This is a genomic window from Streptomyces sp. NPDC047002 (genome assembly GCF_040704505.1).
GTDB lineage: Bacteria > Actinomycetota > Actinomycetes > Streptomycetales > Streptomycetaceae > Streptomyces.
Map to the genome: position 1 here is coordinate 113,385 of NZ_JBEYWC010000013.1, position 14,806 is coordinate 128,190.

Below are 14,806 nucleotides of genomic sequence, written 5' to 3' on the forward strand. Positions count from 1 at the left end.
TATCCTCCGGCGCACGGCCCCCATACGGCCGATTCCGCGGCAGGACCGGGCCGCGGGCCCGCCCCCGCCGGCCGCCAGGGGAGCCCCGGGTGCGGGCGGGCACCCGGCGGACGCTCGGTGGCAGGGATGCGGAACGTGTCCATACAGTGGAAAAATGCGCACCGAGGACGTTCTGTCGGCGATCGCGACGGGGCTGTGGCGCTGGGACACCGCCTCGCACACGGTGTCGCTCGACGCCGACGCGGCCCGGATGCTCGGCTTCGAGGCCACGCCGGCCGTCGTCGCGGTCTCCGACGTGCGCGCCCGGGTGCACCCCGTCGACTGGAACGAGATGGGCGGGATCGTCGGCCTCGCCGTCGCGGAGGAGAGCCTCGCCGAGATCCGGCTGCGCGTCGTGGACGAGCACGGCCGGGTGCTGCGGACCCTCAGGTCGCGCTCGAAGCCGTACGCGTACACCACGGGGGACGGCGCGCGGGCCGACCTGGGCGGGCTCGGCCGGATGCACCGCCTGGTCGGCACGGTGCAGGAGGTCGTGGAGCCGCGTCCGGGCACCGCCGTGGACGGCACGTACGTCACCGGCGACTGGCGGCGCTCGCGCGAGGCGTTCCTGCTGGACGCGGGGCGCGCGCTGGCGGAGGCGCACTCCACGGAGGACGTGCTGCGGGTGACCGCCTCGCTGTCGATGCCGGGCTTCTCGCCCGACGCGCTCGCCGTCTTCAGCGCGGTCGGCGACCGGGTCAAGATCATCGGGATCCACGGGGACATGCGGGCTCCGCAGGAGTTCGACAGGTTCCTCGGCCTCGGCGGGAACTACGCCCCGGCCGAGGTGATGCGCACGGGCCGCGCCATCTACCTCTCCTCGCCCGAGGAGTACGCGCGGCGCTACCCGGAGATCTGGCCGTTCGTGCGGCCGATGGACCGCACATCCTGGGCGTATCTGCCGCTCGTCGTCGCGGGGCGCACGATCGGCGCGTGGATGGCGGCGTTCAAGCACCCGGTGGTGTTCTCGCCCGACGAGCGCTCGGTGCTGACGACGGTGGCGCGGATGCTGGCGCAGGCGCTGGCCCGCACCGAGGTGGCCGAGACGGAGCGCGCGCTGTCGCAGGGCCTCCAGCGGGCGATGATGCCGCGCCTCGCACCCGACCTGCCGGGGATGTCGGTGGCCGCGCGGTACGTGCCCACCGGCGGCGGCCTGGTCATCGGCGGCGACTGGTACGACATGATCCCGCTGCCCGGCGCGGCGAGCGAGGGGCGGTTCGCGCTGGTCATCGGGGACGTGCAGGGCCATGACGTGCGCGCGGCGAGCCTGATGGGGCAGCTGCGGATCGCGCTGCGCGCGTACGCGGCCGAGGGGCACAGGCCCGACGCCGTCCTGTCGCGGGCCTCCCGCTTCCTCTCCGGGCTCCAGCAGCACCCGATCGTGGGCAGCGACGGACTGCCGTACGAGGAGGAGGACGAGGAGGCGGGGCCACGCTTCGCGACCTGCCTCTACCTGGAGGTGGACCCGCTCGCCGGCACCCTCGACATCGCCCGCGCCGGCCACCCCGACCCGGTGGTCAGGATGGCCGACGGCACGGCGATCATCCGCCCGACGCAGGGCGGCCTGCCGCTCGGCATCGACAGCGACTCCGACTACCCGACGACGCGGCTCACGCTCGGCCACGGCGAGGTGATCATGCTCTGCACCGACGGACTCATCGAGACCGGCGGGCACGACATGTTCACCGGCTGGGACCGGCTGCGGCCGATCATCGAGCAGCACACGGAGAGCGCGCTCGACAAGGAGGGCCTGGAGAAGCTGGCGGACGCGCTGATCCAGTCCGTCCACGGGCCGATCTCCCACTACACGACGGGCCCGCTCGCCGAGCGCAGGGAGGACGACATCGCGCTCGTGCTGCTCTCCCGCGACCCGTCCCCGGTCGGCAGCGGCTTCCTCGCGCCGCGCCGCGCCGCCCTCACCGTCGCGCAGGCTGACCCGGAGCGCATCGCGGACGCCCGCCACCAGCTGCGGGCGCTGCTGCACGACTGGCCCGACGAGGACCAGGTCGACTCCGCGGTCCTGATGGTCTCGGAGATGGTCACGAACGTGCTGGTGCACACCGACGGGGACGCGCTGGTCTCGGCGGAGACCGCGGGCGGTTCGGACGGGCGCACCCTGCGGGTGGAGGTCGCCGACACCAGCGACGAGCTGCCGCACCGCCGCAGCCCCGGCGAGATGGCGTCGAGCGGCCGCGGCCTGGTACTGATGGAGGTGCTCGCGGACGAGTGGGGCGTCGACCCGCGCGGCGACGGCAAGATGATCTGGTTCGAGCTGCGCGAGGGCGCGGACGGCGCGGAACCCGACCTCTCGGCGTTCGACCTGGACGAATGAGCCCCGCGGGCCGCGCGCCTGGGCGGACGGCTCCCGCAGGCCGCCGATGCGCCCGCTCACTGCGGCAGGTCCACCCCCGCGCGGTGGGTGCCCGGCACGACCTCGTAGGGGGCGAGGCCCGGGAGGCGGACCTCGGCCGTGGTGCCGTGCGGGACGGTGAACTCGACGTCGAGGCGGCGTCCGCCGGACAGCCGCCACCGGATGTCCGCCGTGCCGTACGGCGTCTCATGGCGGGCGCGCGCCCAGGTCAGGCCCCCGCCGGGGCGCGGTGCCACCAGGATGCGGCGCCAGCCGGGGGCCGCGGGCGACAGCCCGGCGACCCGGGTGTGCAGCCAGTCGGCGACGGCGCCGAGCGCGTAGTGGTTGAACGACGTCATCTCGCCGGGGTTGACCGTGCCGTCGGGCAGCAGACTGTCCCACCGCTCCCAGACGGTGGTGGCGCCCCGGGTCACCGGGTAGAGCCAGGACGGGCACTCGCGCTGCCGCAGCAGCCGGTAGGCGTCGTCGAGCGCGCCGGCGCGCGTCAGCGCCTCGCAGATCACCGGGGTGCCCGCGAAGCCGGTCGCGATGTGGTGACCGTCCGCGGCGACCAGTTCGGCGAGGCGGCGGCCCGCGCGCTCCGCGCGGTCCTCTGGCAGCAGGCCGAAGACGAGGGCGAGCGCGTACGCGGTCTGACTGTCGCTGGTCAGCCGCCCGTCGCCGGTGGTGTACCGCTCGGTGAAGCGCCCGCGCGCCCCCGCGGCCGCGGCGCGGTAGCGCTCCGCGTCGGCGCGCTCCCCGAGGACCCCGGCGGTGTCCGCGAGCACCTGCGCGGAGCGCGCCGCGTACGCCGCCGCGACCAGCCCCGCGTCGGTGCGGGCCGCCCACGGGTCGTCGGGCGGCGCGGCCGGGTCGAGCCAGTCGCCGAGCTGACGCCCGGTGGAGCCGTCGGTGCCGCCGGCCAGCACCCGGTCGACCCAGGCGCGCGCGCTCGCGTACCGGTCGCGCAGCAGGCCCTCGTCGCCGTACGCCCGGTACAGCTCCCACGGCATCAGCACCGCCGCGTCGCCCCACACGGCCATCGGCCAGGCGGGCAGCCACTCGGGCGTGGGGATCTCGGGGACGATCAGCGGCACGGTGCCGTCCGCATACTGGTCGGCCGCCAGGTCGGCCAGCCACGAGGCGAGCATCCCCGAGCAGTCGTACAGGAACGCGGCCGTGGGCGTGAACACCTGGATGTCGCCGGTCCAGCCGAGCCGCTCGTCGCGCTGCGGGCAGTCGGTCGGCACGTCGACGAAGTTGCCGCGCATGCTCCACACCACGTTCTCGTGGAGCCGGTTCACGTCCTCGTCCGAGCAGCCGAACCAGCCGGTGCGCCGCAGGTCGCTGCCGATCACCCGGGCCGTCACGTCCGCCGGGTCGAGCGGGCCGGGCCAGCCGTCGACCTCGGCGTACCGGAAGCCGTGGAAGGTGAACCGGGGCTCCCAGACCTCCTCGGGCCGGCCCGCGAGCACATACCGGTCGGTGGCCTCGGCCTGCCGCAGCGGCCTGGTGCACAGCTCGCCGCCCTGGAGCACCTCGGCGTGCCGCACCGTGACCGCGGTGCCGCGCGCCGCGCGGCCGCCGCGCAGCCGCAGCCTGAGCCGGCCCACGAGGTTCTGCCCGAAGTCGAGGACCGTGCGGCCCGAGGGGGAGACGGTGACGGCGACGGGCGCGACGTCCTGCGTGTGCCGCACGGCGGGCCCGGTGGGCGCGCGCAGCGTCCGCGGGTCGAAGTCCGCGGCGGACCGCACGGCCCGCCAGATCCCGGCGTCCCGCGGCCCGCAGGGCAAGGCCCCGTCCTGCGGCAGCGACCAGCCGGGCGGTTCCAGGCGGGCGTCGTGGTGCTCCCCGTCGTACAGACTCGCCCGCGGCTCGGGGCCCGGCGCCCACCGCCAGTCCCCTCCGGTGCAGAAGCGGACCGCGGTGCCGTCGGAGCAGACCGCTTCGAGCTGGGCGAGCAGGCCGGTGCGGTCGCCGTACACGTCGCGGGTGCCGCCGCCGTAGCCGATCCGGCCGCGGAACCAGCCGTCGGCGAGGCGCGCGCCGAGCAGATTGGGCCCGGCCCGCAGCAGGTCGGTGACGTCGTACGTCTGGTACCTCAGCCGCCTGCGGTAGCTGGTCCAGCCGGGCGCGAGCACGTCGTCGCCGACGCGGGCGCCGTTCAGCTCCAGCTCGTACAGGCCGCGCGCCGTCGCGTAGAGCCGGGCGTACGCGGGCGGCGCGGGCAGCTCGAACGCGCCGCGCAGCAGCGCCGTGCGCTCCGGGGCCGCCGGGTCGCGGCCGCCGTCGGGGCCCACCATGCGGGCCGTCCAGTCGGCGGGGGAGAGCAGCCCGGCCTCCACGGTCAGCGGCGGGCTCCACGGCGAGGGCCCTTCGTCCGGCCCGTCGGCGCCCCACACCCGCACCCGCACGGCGCGCCGGTCCCGGGAGGCGAGCGGCGGCGCGGGCCAGGGCACGAGCACCGAGTCGGCGCCCTCGGTCCGGCCGCTCAGCCACACCGCGGGAGCGCCGCCCTGCGCGGCGGGCCCCTCCGGGTCGACGCGCACCTCGTACGCGCCCTGCCGCCACCCGTACGGCGCGTCGAGGACGGTCCACGACAGCCGGGGCCGCGGCTCCCCGGTCCCGATCCGGTCCCCCGGATGGTGCTCGGCACGCGGCGCCCCAAGGACGGTGGAAGCCACCGGGCCCTCCTGATGTCGGTCGTGGTGCCCTGCGGGCCCGGCGCGGGCCCCGCTCCGATCGTGCCGAGAACGGGCCCGGCGGGGAAGTGCGCCACGGCCCAGCGGCGGCCCCGACCACTCCGCTGCGCGCCCCTGGCGCCGGTGCGCTGCCCCGGCGCCGCGGAGTCTTCGTCACGGTCAGGCCCGGCGTGCACGATATTCATAGGAATGTTCGGGTCGGTTCTGGAGAGGTGCAGGAGCAAACATGTCCGGAGAGGCCACCAGATGACGACAACCGCACAGGACCACCGAGAAGCGGCGCAGCCGGCACCGGGGACGCGCCGCTTTCTGCGGCGCCTGACCGTCGCCACCGGCGGCGGCATGTTCATCGACGGCTTCGTCTTCGCCTCCGTGGCGGCGGCGCTCGCCGGCACCGCCATGGCGCGTGACATCGGTGTCACGTCGACCTGGAACTCGCTGATCTCGTCCTCGACGCTGATCGGCACGTTCTTCGGCGGGCTCCTCCTCGGCTATGTGACGGACCGGCTCGGCCGCCGCCCGATGTTCACCATCGACCTCTCGGTCTTCCTTGCGTGCGCCGTCCTGATGTTCTTCGTGACCGCGCCCTGGCAGGTCTTCGCACTCGGCCTGGTGATGGGCCTCGCCGTCGGCGCCGACTACTCGATCGGCTCGCCGCTGCTCGCCGAGTTCGCGCCGGCGCGCAAGCGCGGCAACTACCTCGGGATCCTGGAGATCCTCTGGAACGTCGGCTACGTCGTCGCGTACCTCCTCGGCTACCTGGTCAACACCAACTGGCCGGGCGCCTGGCACTACACGCTCGCCGCGAGCGCGGTGCCCGCCGTGATCTGCCTGCTGGTGCGGCACGGCCTGCCCGAGTCGCCGCGCTGGCTGATCTCCAAGGGCCGCTCGCGGGAGGCCGCGCGGATCGTCGAGGAGGACCTCGGGGTCTCCATGGACACCGAGGACTGGCGCGCCGAGGTCTTGGAGGAGACCCGCTACCGCGAGCTGTTCTCCCCCGACTACCTGCGCCGCACGGTCTTCACCTGCGTCTTCTGGATCTGCATCGTCCTGCCGTACTTCGCGCTCACGTTCTTCCAGCCGACCGTGCTGAAGGCGATCGGACTCGGCGGCTCCGCGCTCGCGGGCGCCCTGCTCGGCACGGTCGTCGCGCTGGTCGGCGCGGCGACCGGCTGGTGGCTCGTGGACCGCGTCGGGCGGCGGACGATCCTGGTGTGGCCGATGTTCGGCTGCGCGCTGATGCTGTTCGTCGTGGCGCTCGACACGCTGCTGCCGGTGTGGCTCGCGACCGTCTGCTTCTTCGGCTACCTGTTCAGCTACGGGATCATGAGCATCCTGCCGGGCATCTACCCGGACGAGCTGTTCCCCACGTCGATCCGCACCTCGGGCGTCGGCCTCTCCTCCGCGGCGAGCCGGATCGGCGCGGCCATGGGCACGTTCCTGCTGCCGCTCTCCCTCGACCACCTGGGTCTGAGCTGGTCGATGGTGTTCATGGGGGTGGTGTCGCTGATCGGCGGCGTGACCTCGCTGATGTGGGCGCCCGAGACCAACAACCTGCTGCTCACCGAGACCGGCCACCGCACCGCCGACGCGGGCAGGGGCTGGTTCGTGAAGGAGGCGCTGGCCGCCCAGCGGTAGTCCGGCCCCGCGGGAGGGCCGGCCCGCCCCGGCCGGCCTACTCCTCGCCCGTCGGCGTCAGCGACCGCAGCCTGCGCCCTGCGTACCAGGTGGCGAGGCAGGTGATCACGACGAGCAGCACGACCGCGGCAGGCAGGCCCACGTCCGACGAGACGGCGTCCTCGCCCGCGACCCGCTGCGCGAGCGCCAGCGCCCACTGCTGCACGCTGAGCGTCCGCGCGCCCGGCACCAGGCTGCCGAACAGCGCCTCCCACACCAGCGCGTACACCAGGCCGATGACGACCGCGTGCCTGCTGACCGTGCCGAGCAGCAGGAACAGCGCGCTGTACGCGATCGAGGCGACCAGCGCCGCGACGGTGTAGGCGACGGCGATCTGCCCGCCGTTGCCGTTGAGGACGAACCCGGCGATCAGCGTCGGGATCGCGGAGAACGCCATCGTCACGGCGATCGCGACGGTCAGCTTCGTGAGGATGATCGTGGGCCGCTTCACCGGCTTCGACAGCAGGTAGACGATCGAGCCGTCGTCGATCTCCGGGCCGATCGCGCCGGTGCCCGCGATGACGCCGATCAGCGGCACCATCGTGGCGATGGCGAAGCCGCCGAGCAGGTCGGACGCGGTCCCGTCGTCGGCGCCGCGCACCAGCCGCACGGCCAGCGAGATGACGATCAGCAGGGCGGGCAGCAGGAAGAGGATCGCCGCCCGGCGCCTGCCCAGCAGGGCGCGGTAGGTGAGCCGCGCGACGGTGGGGTTGTACATGGTGGCGTGCACGCTCCTTCAGGCGGTGACGAGGTACGAGAAGACGGATTCCAGCGACTCGTCGGACGGCGACACCGTCAGCAGCCGGATGGAGTGCGCGCGTGCGACCTGCGGGAGCAGCGCGGTGAACCGCCCGAAGTCGACGGCCTGCACGCGCAGCGCGCCCTCGGCGAGGTCCACCTCGATCCCCGCGGTCGACGGGTCGGCGATCAGCGCGGCGGCGAGCGCCCTGTCGTCGCTGGAGCGCACCAGGTAGCGGTGCGGCCGGTCCGTCATCAGCCGCCTGATGCGGCGGAAGTCGCCGCTGGCCGCGTGCCGCCCCGCCACGATCACCTCGATGTGCGAGGCGAGCTGCTCGACCTCTTCGAGGATGTGCGAGGAGAACAGCACCGTGCGGCCCTGCTGCCCCATCTGCCGCAGCAGCTCCATGAGCTGCATGCGCTGGCGCGGGTCCATGCCGTTGAACGGCTCGTCGAGCAGCAGCACCGAGGGCTCGTGCACCAGCGCGGACGCCATCTTCACCCGCTGCCGCATGCCCTTGCTGTACGTGGAGATGGCGCGGTCCTGCGCGTACTCCATCTCGACCGTGGCCAGCGCGGCGCGCGCCTCGCGCCTGCCGAGGCCGTGCAGCTCCGCGTTGGCGACGACGAATTCGAGCCCGGTGAGGAAGTCGTACATGGCCTCGCGCTCGGGCACGATGCCGAGCTGCCGGTACGCCTCCTCGTCGCGCCAGATCGGCCGGCCGTCCAGGGTGACGGCGCCGGTCGAGGGGGCGAGGAAGCCGCCCATCATGTTGATCAGAGTGGACTTGCCCGCGCCGTTGGGGCCGAGGAGCCCGGTGACGCCGGGGCCGATCGTCATCGTGACGTCGTTGACGGCGACGACGTTCCCGAACCAGCGGGAGGCGTGGTCGATCTCGATCGTGGTCACAGCCCGACCTTCCCGTAGCGGCGCATGAGGACTCCGTAGGAACCGGCGACGAGGCCGAGGACGACGAGCAGATAGACCACGCCGAGCCCGCCGCCCGGTCCTGAGCCGCCGGGGAAGGACGTGTGCGCGCCGAGGAACGCGGTCTGGAGGCCGTCGATGAGGGTGACGGGCGAGAAGAGACCGATCCAGTCGACGGCCGAACTGCCCTGCCCCGTCCAGAGGATGGCCTGCAGCGTGGAGACCGCGCCGTACGAGATGACGAGCGTCGCGATCACCGCGGCGACGCCGAACCCGCGCCGCGGGGTGAGCGCGGCCAGCACGAGACCGATGCCGCCGAACAGCAGCGACAGCAGGGCCACCGAGACGAGGCCCTGGCCGAACCCCTTGGTCTGGTCGGCGAAGTCCAGCTTCGCGAGCAGCGCGCCGATGTAGAGGATCACGACGGGCGCGCCGGTCAGCACGAACAGGGCGCTGCTCATCGCGCCGAACTTCGCGAGCACGTAGTCCCGGCGCTCGATGGGGCGCGAGAAGTACAGCGGGACCGTGCGGAAGCGCAGGTCGCGCGAGACCGACTGGGGCGCCTGCGCGGCGAGGAACAGCCCGATGACGGCCTGGAGCAGGATCGCGTAGCGGGTGTAGGCGACCGGCAGGCTCTTGGCGTGCGTCACCACGGCGACCGCGACGATCAGCGCCGCCGGCAGGCACATCACGGCGAACAGGATCATCGGCAGCACCTTCGACTTGCCCGACCTGCCGAGGCCGAACGCGCCGCGCAACGACTGCGTGTAGAGGGACCTGCGGGCGTACGAGCGGCCGAGGCGCGCGCCGTCGTACTTCCGGTAGCCGATGTTGTGGATGCGGGTCGCGTCCTGGCCGGGGCCGCCGGGCGGCGGGACCGTGCCGCTTGGGGTGGTCATGCGGTGACTCCCTCCTCCTTCTGCTGCCGGAAGACCTCGGCGATGTGGTGGCGCCGCTGCTCCATGCGGACGAGGCCGAGACCGAGGTCGGCGACCGTGTCCCGCACGATGTCGTGGGTGTCGGGCCCTGCCGCCTCGACGAGCAGGATGTGCCCGGCGCCCGGCAGCCCCGGCTCGCCCGCGGCGAGCAGCGTCACGCCGGCGGCCGCCAGCGCGTCGCGCAGGGCGCCGGTGCCGTCGGGGTGCGCGTCGGAGTCGGTGACCTCGACCGCGAGCGTCGTGGTGGTCTGGGTGAAGTCGCTGGTGGAGCTGGAGCGCAGCAGCTTGCCGCCGTCGATGACGACGACGTGGTCGCAGGTGCGCTCCAACTCGCCCAGCAGGTGCGAGGTGACGAGCACGGAGATCCCGAACTCCGTGTGGACACGGCGGATCAGCCCGAGCATGTCGTCCCTGCCGACGGGGTCGAGGCCGTTCGTCGGCTCGTCGAGCAGCACGAGCTGCGGGTCGTGCACCAGGGCCTGCGCGAGCTTGACGCGCTGCTTCATGCCCGTCGAGTAGCCGCCCATGGGGCGGTAGCGCTCCTCGTACAGGCCGACGTGGCGCAGCGTGTCCGCCGTGCGCTCGCGCGCGGCGGTGGGCGGCAGCCCCGACATCCGCGCCATGTGGACGACGAACTCGGTCGCCGACACGTCGGGCGGCAGGCAGTCGTGCTCCGGCATGTAGCCGACCCGCTCGCGGATGGCGGCCCCGCTGGTCGCCACGTCGAGGCCGAGCACGGCCGCACGGCCCTCCGTCGCGGGCGAGAGGCCGAGGAGGATCTTGATCATCGTGGACTTGCCGGCGCCGTTGGCGCCGACGAGCCCGGTCACCCCGGCCCCGATGTCCAGGGTGAGCCGGTCGAGCGCGGTCACCCGCGGGAACCGTTTGCTCAGACCTTCGGTCGCAATCACAGCAGTCACCTCACAGACGCTATGGGGGCACCGCGCCCCGGTCGTCAGCCCTGACGCCTGTCCCGGCATCAGCCTCGGGTCGTACACGCAGGGCCGCACCCGACCCATAAGGGGGACATAAGCGGTCCGGGGGAGCGGGCGCGGGATGCGGGGCGCCCTCCGCGAGGGCGCCGGATGCGGAGCGCTCCGGCGCTCGGGAGCCGGATGCGGGGCGCTCCGGCGATCGGGCCCGGTCCCGGTCTTGACGCTCCCGGGCTGCCGCGTGAGGCTACCTGCGCGTAGCGCAACCCTGGAGGCGAACGCCACCCCATGACCACCAGCAGCCCGCGGCCCACCCGGCGGACGGTCGCCACCGGCCGGCTCACCCTCGACGTGGCGGAGTACGGCACGCCGGGCCCCGGCCGCCCCACCGTCCTCCTCGTCCACGGCTACCCCGACAGCAAGGAGGTGTGGACGCCGGTGGCCAGGCGCCTCGCGTCCCGCATCCACGTCGTCCTCTACGACGTGCGCGGACACGGCCGCTCCACGGCGCCGCACCCGCTGCGCGGCGGCTTCACCCTCGACCGCCTCACCGACGACTTCCTCGCCGTGGCCGACGCGGTCAGCCCGGAGCGGCCCGTGCACCTCGTGGGCCACGACTGGGGGTCGGTGCAGGGCTGGGAGTTCGCCACCAGCGGGCGGACCCGGGGCCGCGTCGCCTCCTTCACCTCCCTCTCGGGCCCCAGCCTCGACCACCTCGGGCACTGGCTGCGGGACCGGGCCGCGGAACGCACGCCCAGGGCCGCGGCCCGCCTCCTCGCCCAGGGCTTCAGGTCCTGGTACGTCTACGCGCTGCACACTCCCGCCCTCCCCGAACTCGCCTGGCGCGGCCCCCTCGGCCGCCGCTGGCCCGCCCTGCTGGCCCGCGCCGAGCACCTGCCCGCGCGCGGCACCGACGGCGACGACGGGACGTATCCGGCGCCGACCCTGCCCGACGACGCCGCCAACGGCGCCTGGCTCTACCGCGACAACGTCCGTGCCCGCGTGCGCCACCCGCGCCCCGACGCCCACGCCCACGTCCCCGTGCAGCTCGTCGTGCCCACCGGCGATCCGTACCTCTCGCCCGCGCTCTACGACGACCTGGACCGCTGGGTCCCCCGCCTGACCCGCAGGACCGTACGGGCCGGGCACTGGCTCCCCCGCACCCGCCCCGACCAACTCGCCACCTGGATCGCCGACTTCGTCACGGACCACGAGCCGCCCGACCGCTCGGGCCCCGCACACGCGCCCACCGGGGAGCCCACGCCCCCACAGGACGCCGACGGCGCCGCGCACCGTCAGACCCGTCAGACCCGTCAGACCCGTCAGGCCGCAGACGGCCCTGCCCCGGACGCCGCGGACCCGGACGCCGCCCCGGAGGCCCCGGGCCCGGGTGGTGGGCGCGCGGGCCGGCGGTCCGCCGCGCGGGAGGCGGCAGCCGCTGCCCACTTCGGCGGCCGGCTCGTCCTCGTGACCGGCGCGGCGAGCGGCATCGGGCGGGCCACCGCGCTGGCCTTCGCCCGCGCCGGCGCCCGCGTGCTCGCCGTCGACATCGACGGCGACGGCGCCGCACGCACCGTCCGTGAGGCCCGCCTCGCGGGCGCCCGCGAAGCATGGTCCGAGGCGGTCGACGTCGGCGACGAGCAGGCCATGGAGCGGCTCGCCGCCCGGGTCGCGGGCGACCGCGGCGTGCCCGACGTGCTCGTCAACAACGCGGGTGTCGGCCTGTCCGGCTCCTTTCTCGACACCACGGCCGAGGACTGGCGCACGGTCCTCGACGCCAACCTGTGGGGCGTGATCCACGGCTGCCGGCTCTTCGGGCGGCTGATGGCCGACCGCGGGCAGGGCGGCCACATCGTCAACACCGCGTCCGCCGCTGCCTTCCAGCCCTCACGTGCCCTGCCCGCGTACAGCGCGTCCAAGGCGGCCGTGCTGATGCTCAGCGAGTGCCTGCGGGCCGAGCTCGCCGGGCGGGGGATCGGCGTGACCGCCGTCTGCCCGGGGTTCGTCAGCACCGGCATCACCGCCTCCGCGCGCTTCACCGGGGTGAGCGCAGAGGAGGAGGAGCGCCGCAGGCGCCGGGCCACCCGGCTCTACGGCCTGCGCGGCTATCCGCCGGAGCGCGTCGCCGATGCGGTCCTGCGCGCGGTCGTGCGGAACGAGGCCGTCGTGCCCGTCACCCCGGAGGCGCACGGACTGCGCGCGCTCGCCCGGCTGTCCCGCGGCGCGCGGGCCGCGATCGCGCGGACGGAGCCGCCCCTGTGACGTGCGGCGCACCTGCCGGGGGCGCAGGATCCGACCGCCGCCCCCTCGCCCCGCGGAAGGTCGCCTTCGACTGGCGCGGCACGCCACCGCACTGGATACCCGGCGAGCCCCTGGCCTCCCATGTGGTCAACGTCCTCCATCTGCTGCTGCCCGCGGGCGAACGCTGGTTCGTGCAGGTCTTCAGGGAGGCGCTGCCCCGCGTGCGCGACCCGGAGCTGCTGGCCCGGGTGAAGGGCTTCATGGGACAGGAGGCCACCCACAGCGTCCAGCACGCCCACGTACTCGACCACTTGGGCGCGCGGCACCTGGACACCTCCGCCTTCACCTCGCGGGTCGAAGGACTCTTCGAGCGGCTGCTCGGCGAGGCCCCGCCGTGGTGGGTGCCGCTGCCCAAGAGCCGCTGGATCCTGTACCGGTTGGCGTTCGTCGCGGCCATAGAGCAGTTCACCGCCGTGCTCGGCGACTGGGTGCTCGCGGCCGACGGCCTCGACCGCGCGGGTGCCGACCCGGTCATGCTCGACCTGCTCCGCTGGCACGGCGCCGAGGAGGTCGAACACCGCTCCGTGGCCTTCGACATGTACGAGCACTGCGGGGGCGGCGAGCCCCTCCGATATGTGCGCAGGGCGGGCACCATGTGCGTCACCGTGCCCGTACTGCTGTGGTTCTGGATCCGCGGTACGGCCCATCTGCTCGACGGCGACCCCGAACTCCCCGAAGGCCGCTCGGCCTACTCCCTTCCCGGCCACAACAGGGCGATAGGGAAGGGACTGCTGCCGTCGTGGCGGCTCCTCGGGGCCGCGGTGCCGCGGTACTTCCGCCGCTCGTACCACCCCTCCCGGGAAGGCTCGACAGTGGCGGCACTGCGCTACCTCTCCCGTACCCCCCTGCACAGGCAGCCCCCTGACGCCCCTTCACCCGAGGCGTAGCAAAGACCCGTTGGCGAACGCACTTCTCCTGCATGGCCCTTGTCCCCCGAATCCCCAAGCCGGTTCCGTACCACCCCAGTTTCTCAAATCCTGCGACACCGCGACTGGTTATCCACAGGCATTCCAACAGCCCTGTGGATAACCCGCTTTGACTGTGGATCAAACCTCTTGCCCACCAACACTTTTATGAACACCGGAAAAGCAATGGCGGCCTTTCGGCCGCCGAGCCGCCCGCGTACCCGTACGCACGGGACGGTGGCCGCCCACCTCCCCGCCATCCGCGCCGAGGGCTTCCGGCGCGGGCGCCCCGCACGCCGCGGGGCACGTCCTCCACCGCGCCCCCGGCGGCCCGGCGGCCTCAGGCCGTCTGCCCCACCGGCGCCACCAGGGCGAACAGCGCGTGCTGCGGGTCCTCAAGCACGGCGAGCCTGCCGACCTTGTCCAGGTCGAGCGCCGGCACCCGCAGCGTGCCGCCCGCGCGCACCGCCGCGTCGACCGTGCTGTCGACGTCGTCCACCGCGAAGTGCACGAGCCAGTGCGGAGGCGTGCCCTCCGGCATGTTGTGCATGTCCTGGACCCCGCCGATCACGCGGCCCTTGACCTGGAACCCCGTGAAGCCCGGCATCCCGGGCATCGGCTCGCAGTCGAGCCCGAGCGCCCGGTAGAACTCGCCCGCGCCCTGGATGTCCGTGGTGATGAGCTGGTTCCAGAGCAGCGCGCCGTGCTCGTTGGCGATGCCCGCACCGGGGAACCCCTCGGCCTGCCACAGGCCGAACACCGCGCCCTGCGGGTCCGCGCCGACCATCATCCAGCCCAGCTCGCCCACCTGCATCGGCGGCACCAGGAGCGCTCCGCCCTCGTCCACGACCCGGCTCTCCGTACTGCCGATGTCGGCGCTCGCGAAGTAGGTCGTCCAGGTCGGCGGCGGGGGCGGCGCGCCGCCCGCGGACATGGCCCGCATGATCCCGGCGACCGGCCTGCCGCGCTGGGTGCACACCGAGTATCCGCCGTACTCCTCGGGACCCACCTCGCCCTGCCAGCCGAACAGGTCGCGGTAGAAGTCGAGCGCCGCCTGCTGGTCGGGCACCATGAGGTCGATCCAGCACGGGGTGCCCGGCTGGTAGGGGTCGGTGACTTCAGGCATCTGCCGCCTCCAAGCGGGATATCCGCCCCCGGTCGAGACCGCGGCACACCGCGTCGCGCACCGCACTTCCACCCTCCCCCGCACCCGCCGCCCGCGCAACCAGTACGGCGCGGGTACGGCCCCGGCACGGATACGGCCCGGCACGGGCGACCCGCGCGGACCCGGACCCG

General features: G+C 74.1%; 10 protein-coding genes. 4 read left to right on the top strand and 6 right to left on the bottom strand.

Annotation, left to right across the window (positions count from 1 at the left end; all coding sequences use genetic code 11):
- The first annotated feature begins 154 nt into the window (after nucleotides 1-154).
- On the top strand, nucleotides 155-2,371 hold the full coding sequence (locus tag AB0910_RS15135; RefSeq protein WP_366745038.1) for a SpoIIE family protein phosphatase: 2,217 nt from the start codon (nucleotides 155-157) through the stop codon (nucleotides 2,369-2,371).
- 56 nt (nucleotides 2,372-2,427) lie between these two features.
- Here AB0910_RS15135 and AB0910_RS15140 read toward each other — a convergent pair whose 3' ends face one another.
- Nucleotides 2,428-5,073 carry a family 78 glycoside hydrolase catalytic domain gene (locus AB0910_RS15140; RefSeq protein ID WP_366745039.1) on the bottom strand — a complete coding sequence of 882 codons (2,646 nt, stop codon included), beginning with the start codon at nucleotides 5,071-5,073 and terminating at the stop codon, nucleotides 2,428-2,430.
- A gap of 264 nt (nucleotides 5,074-5,337) precedes the next feature.
- Here AB0910_RS15140 and AB0910_RS15145 point away from each other — a divergent pair, with 264 nt between their 5' ends.
- A complete protein-coding gene (locus tag AB0910_RS15145; protein WP_366745040.1) occupies nucleotides 5,338-6,729 on the top strand; it encodes an MFS transporter in 1,392 nt (463 codons plus the stop codon).
- A 37-nt stretch (nucleotides 6,730-6,766) separates the two neighbouring features.
- Here the strand turns inward: AB0910_RS15145 and AB0910_RS15150 are convergent, their stop codons facing one another.
- The 4 genes from AB0910_RS15150 to AB0910_RS15165 are packed head-to-tail and all read right to left on the bottom strand — an operon-like array spanning nucleotide 6,767 to nucleotide 10,283.
- Nucleotides 6,767-7,486: an ABC transporter permease gene (locus AB0910_RS15150; protein ID WP_366745041.1), complete on the bottom strand. Its 720-nt coding sequence runs from the start codon at nucleotides 7,484-7,486 to the stop codon at nucleotides 6,767-6,769.
- Between the two features lie 18 nt (nucleotides 7,487-7,504).
- Nucleotides 7,505-8,416: an ABC transporter ATP-binding protein gene (locus tag AB0910_RS15155; protein WP_366745042.1), complete on the bottom strand. Its 912-nt coding sequence runs from the start codon at nucleotides 8,414-8,416 to the stop codon at nucleotides 7,505-7,507.
- Nucleotides 8,413-9,333 (bottom strand): ABC transporter permease, encoded by a 921-nt coding sequence (locus AB0910_RS15160; RefSeq protein WP_366745043.1) that lies wholly within the window; start codon nucleotides 9,331-9,333, stop codon nucleotides 8,413-8,415. Before AB0910_RS15160 ends, AB0910_RS15155 begins: the two co-directional genes overlap by 4 nt.
- Nucleotides 9,330-10,283 carry an ABC transporter ATP-binding protein gene (locus AB0910_RS15165; protein ID WP_366745089.1) on the bottom strand — a complete coding sequence of 318 codons (954 nt, stop codon included), beginning with the start codon at nucleotides 10,281-10,283 and terminating at the stop codon, nucleotides 9,330-9,332. Before AB0910_RS15165 ends, AB0910_RS15160 begins: the two co-directional genes overlap by 4 nt.
- A 309-nt stretch (nucleotides 10,284-10,592) precedes the next feature.
- On the opposite strand from AB0910_RS15165, the gene AB0910_RS15170 reads away from it, so the two are divergent.
- Nucleotides 10,593-12,566, top strand: a complete 1,974-nt coding sequence (locus AB0910_RS15170) for an SDR family oxidoreductase (RefSeq protein ID WP_366745044.1) — start codon at nucleotides 10,593-10,595, stop codon at nucleotides 12,564-12,566.
- A complete protein-coding gene (locus AB0910_RS15175; RefSeq protein ID WP_366745045.1) occupies nucleotides 12,563-13,492 on the top strand; it encodes a metal-dependent hydrolase in 930 nt (309 codons plus the stop codon). Before AB0910_RS15170 ends, AB0910_RS15175 begins: the two co-directional genes overlap by 4 nt.
- Nucleotides 13,493-13,850: 358 nt before the next feature.
- On the opposite strand, the gene AB0910_RS15180 is transcribed toward AB0910_RS15175, so the two are convergent.
- On the bottom strand, nucleotides 13,851-14,636 hold the full coding sequence (locus AB0910_RS15180; RefSeq protein WP_366745046.1) for a VOC family protein: 786 nt from the start codon (nucleotides 14,634-14,636) through the stop codon (nucleotides 13,851-13,853).
- Nucleotides 14,637-14,806: the final 170 nt, after the last annotated feature.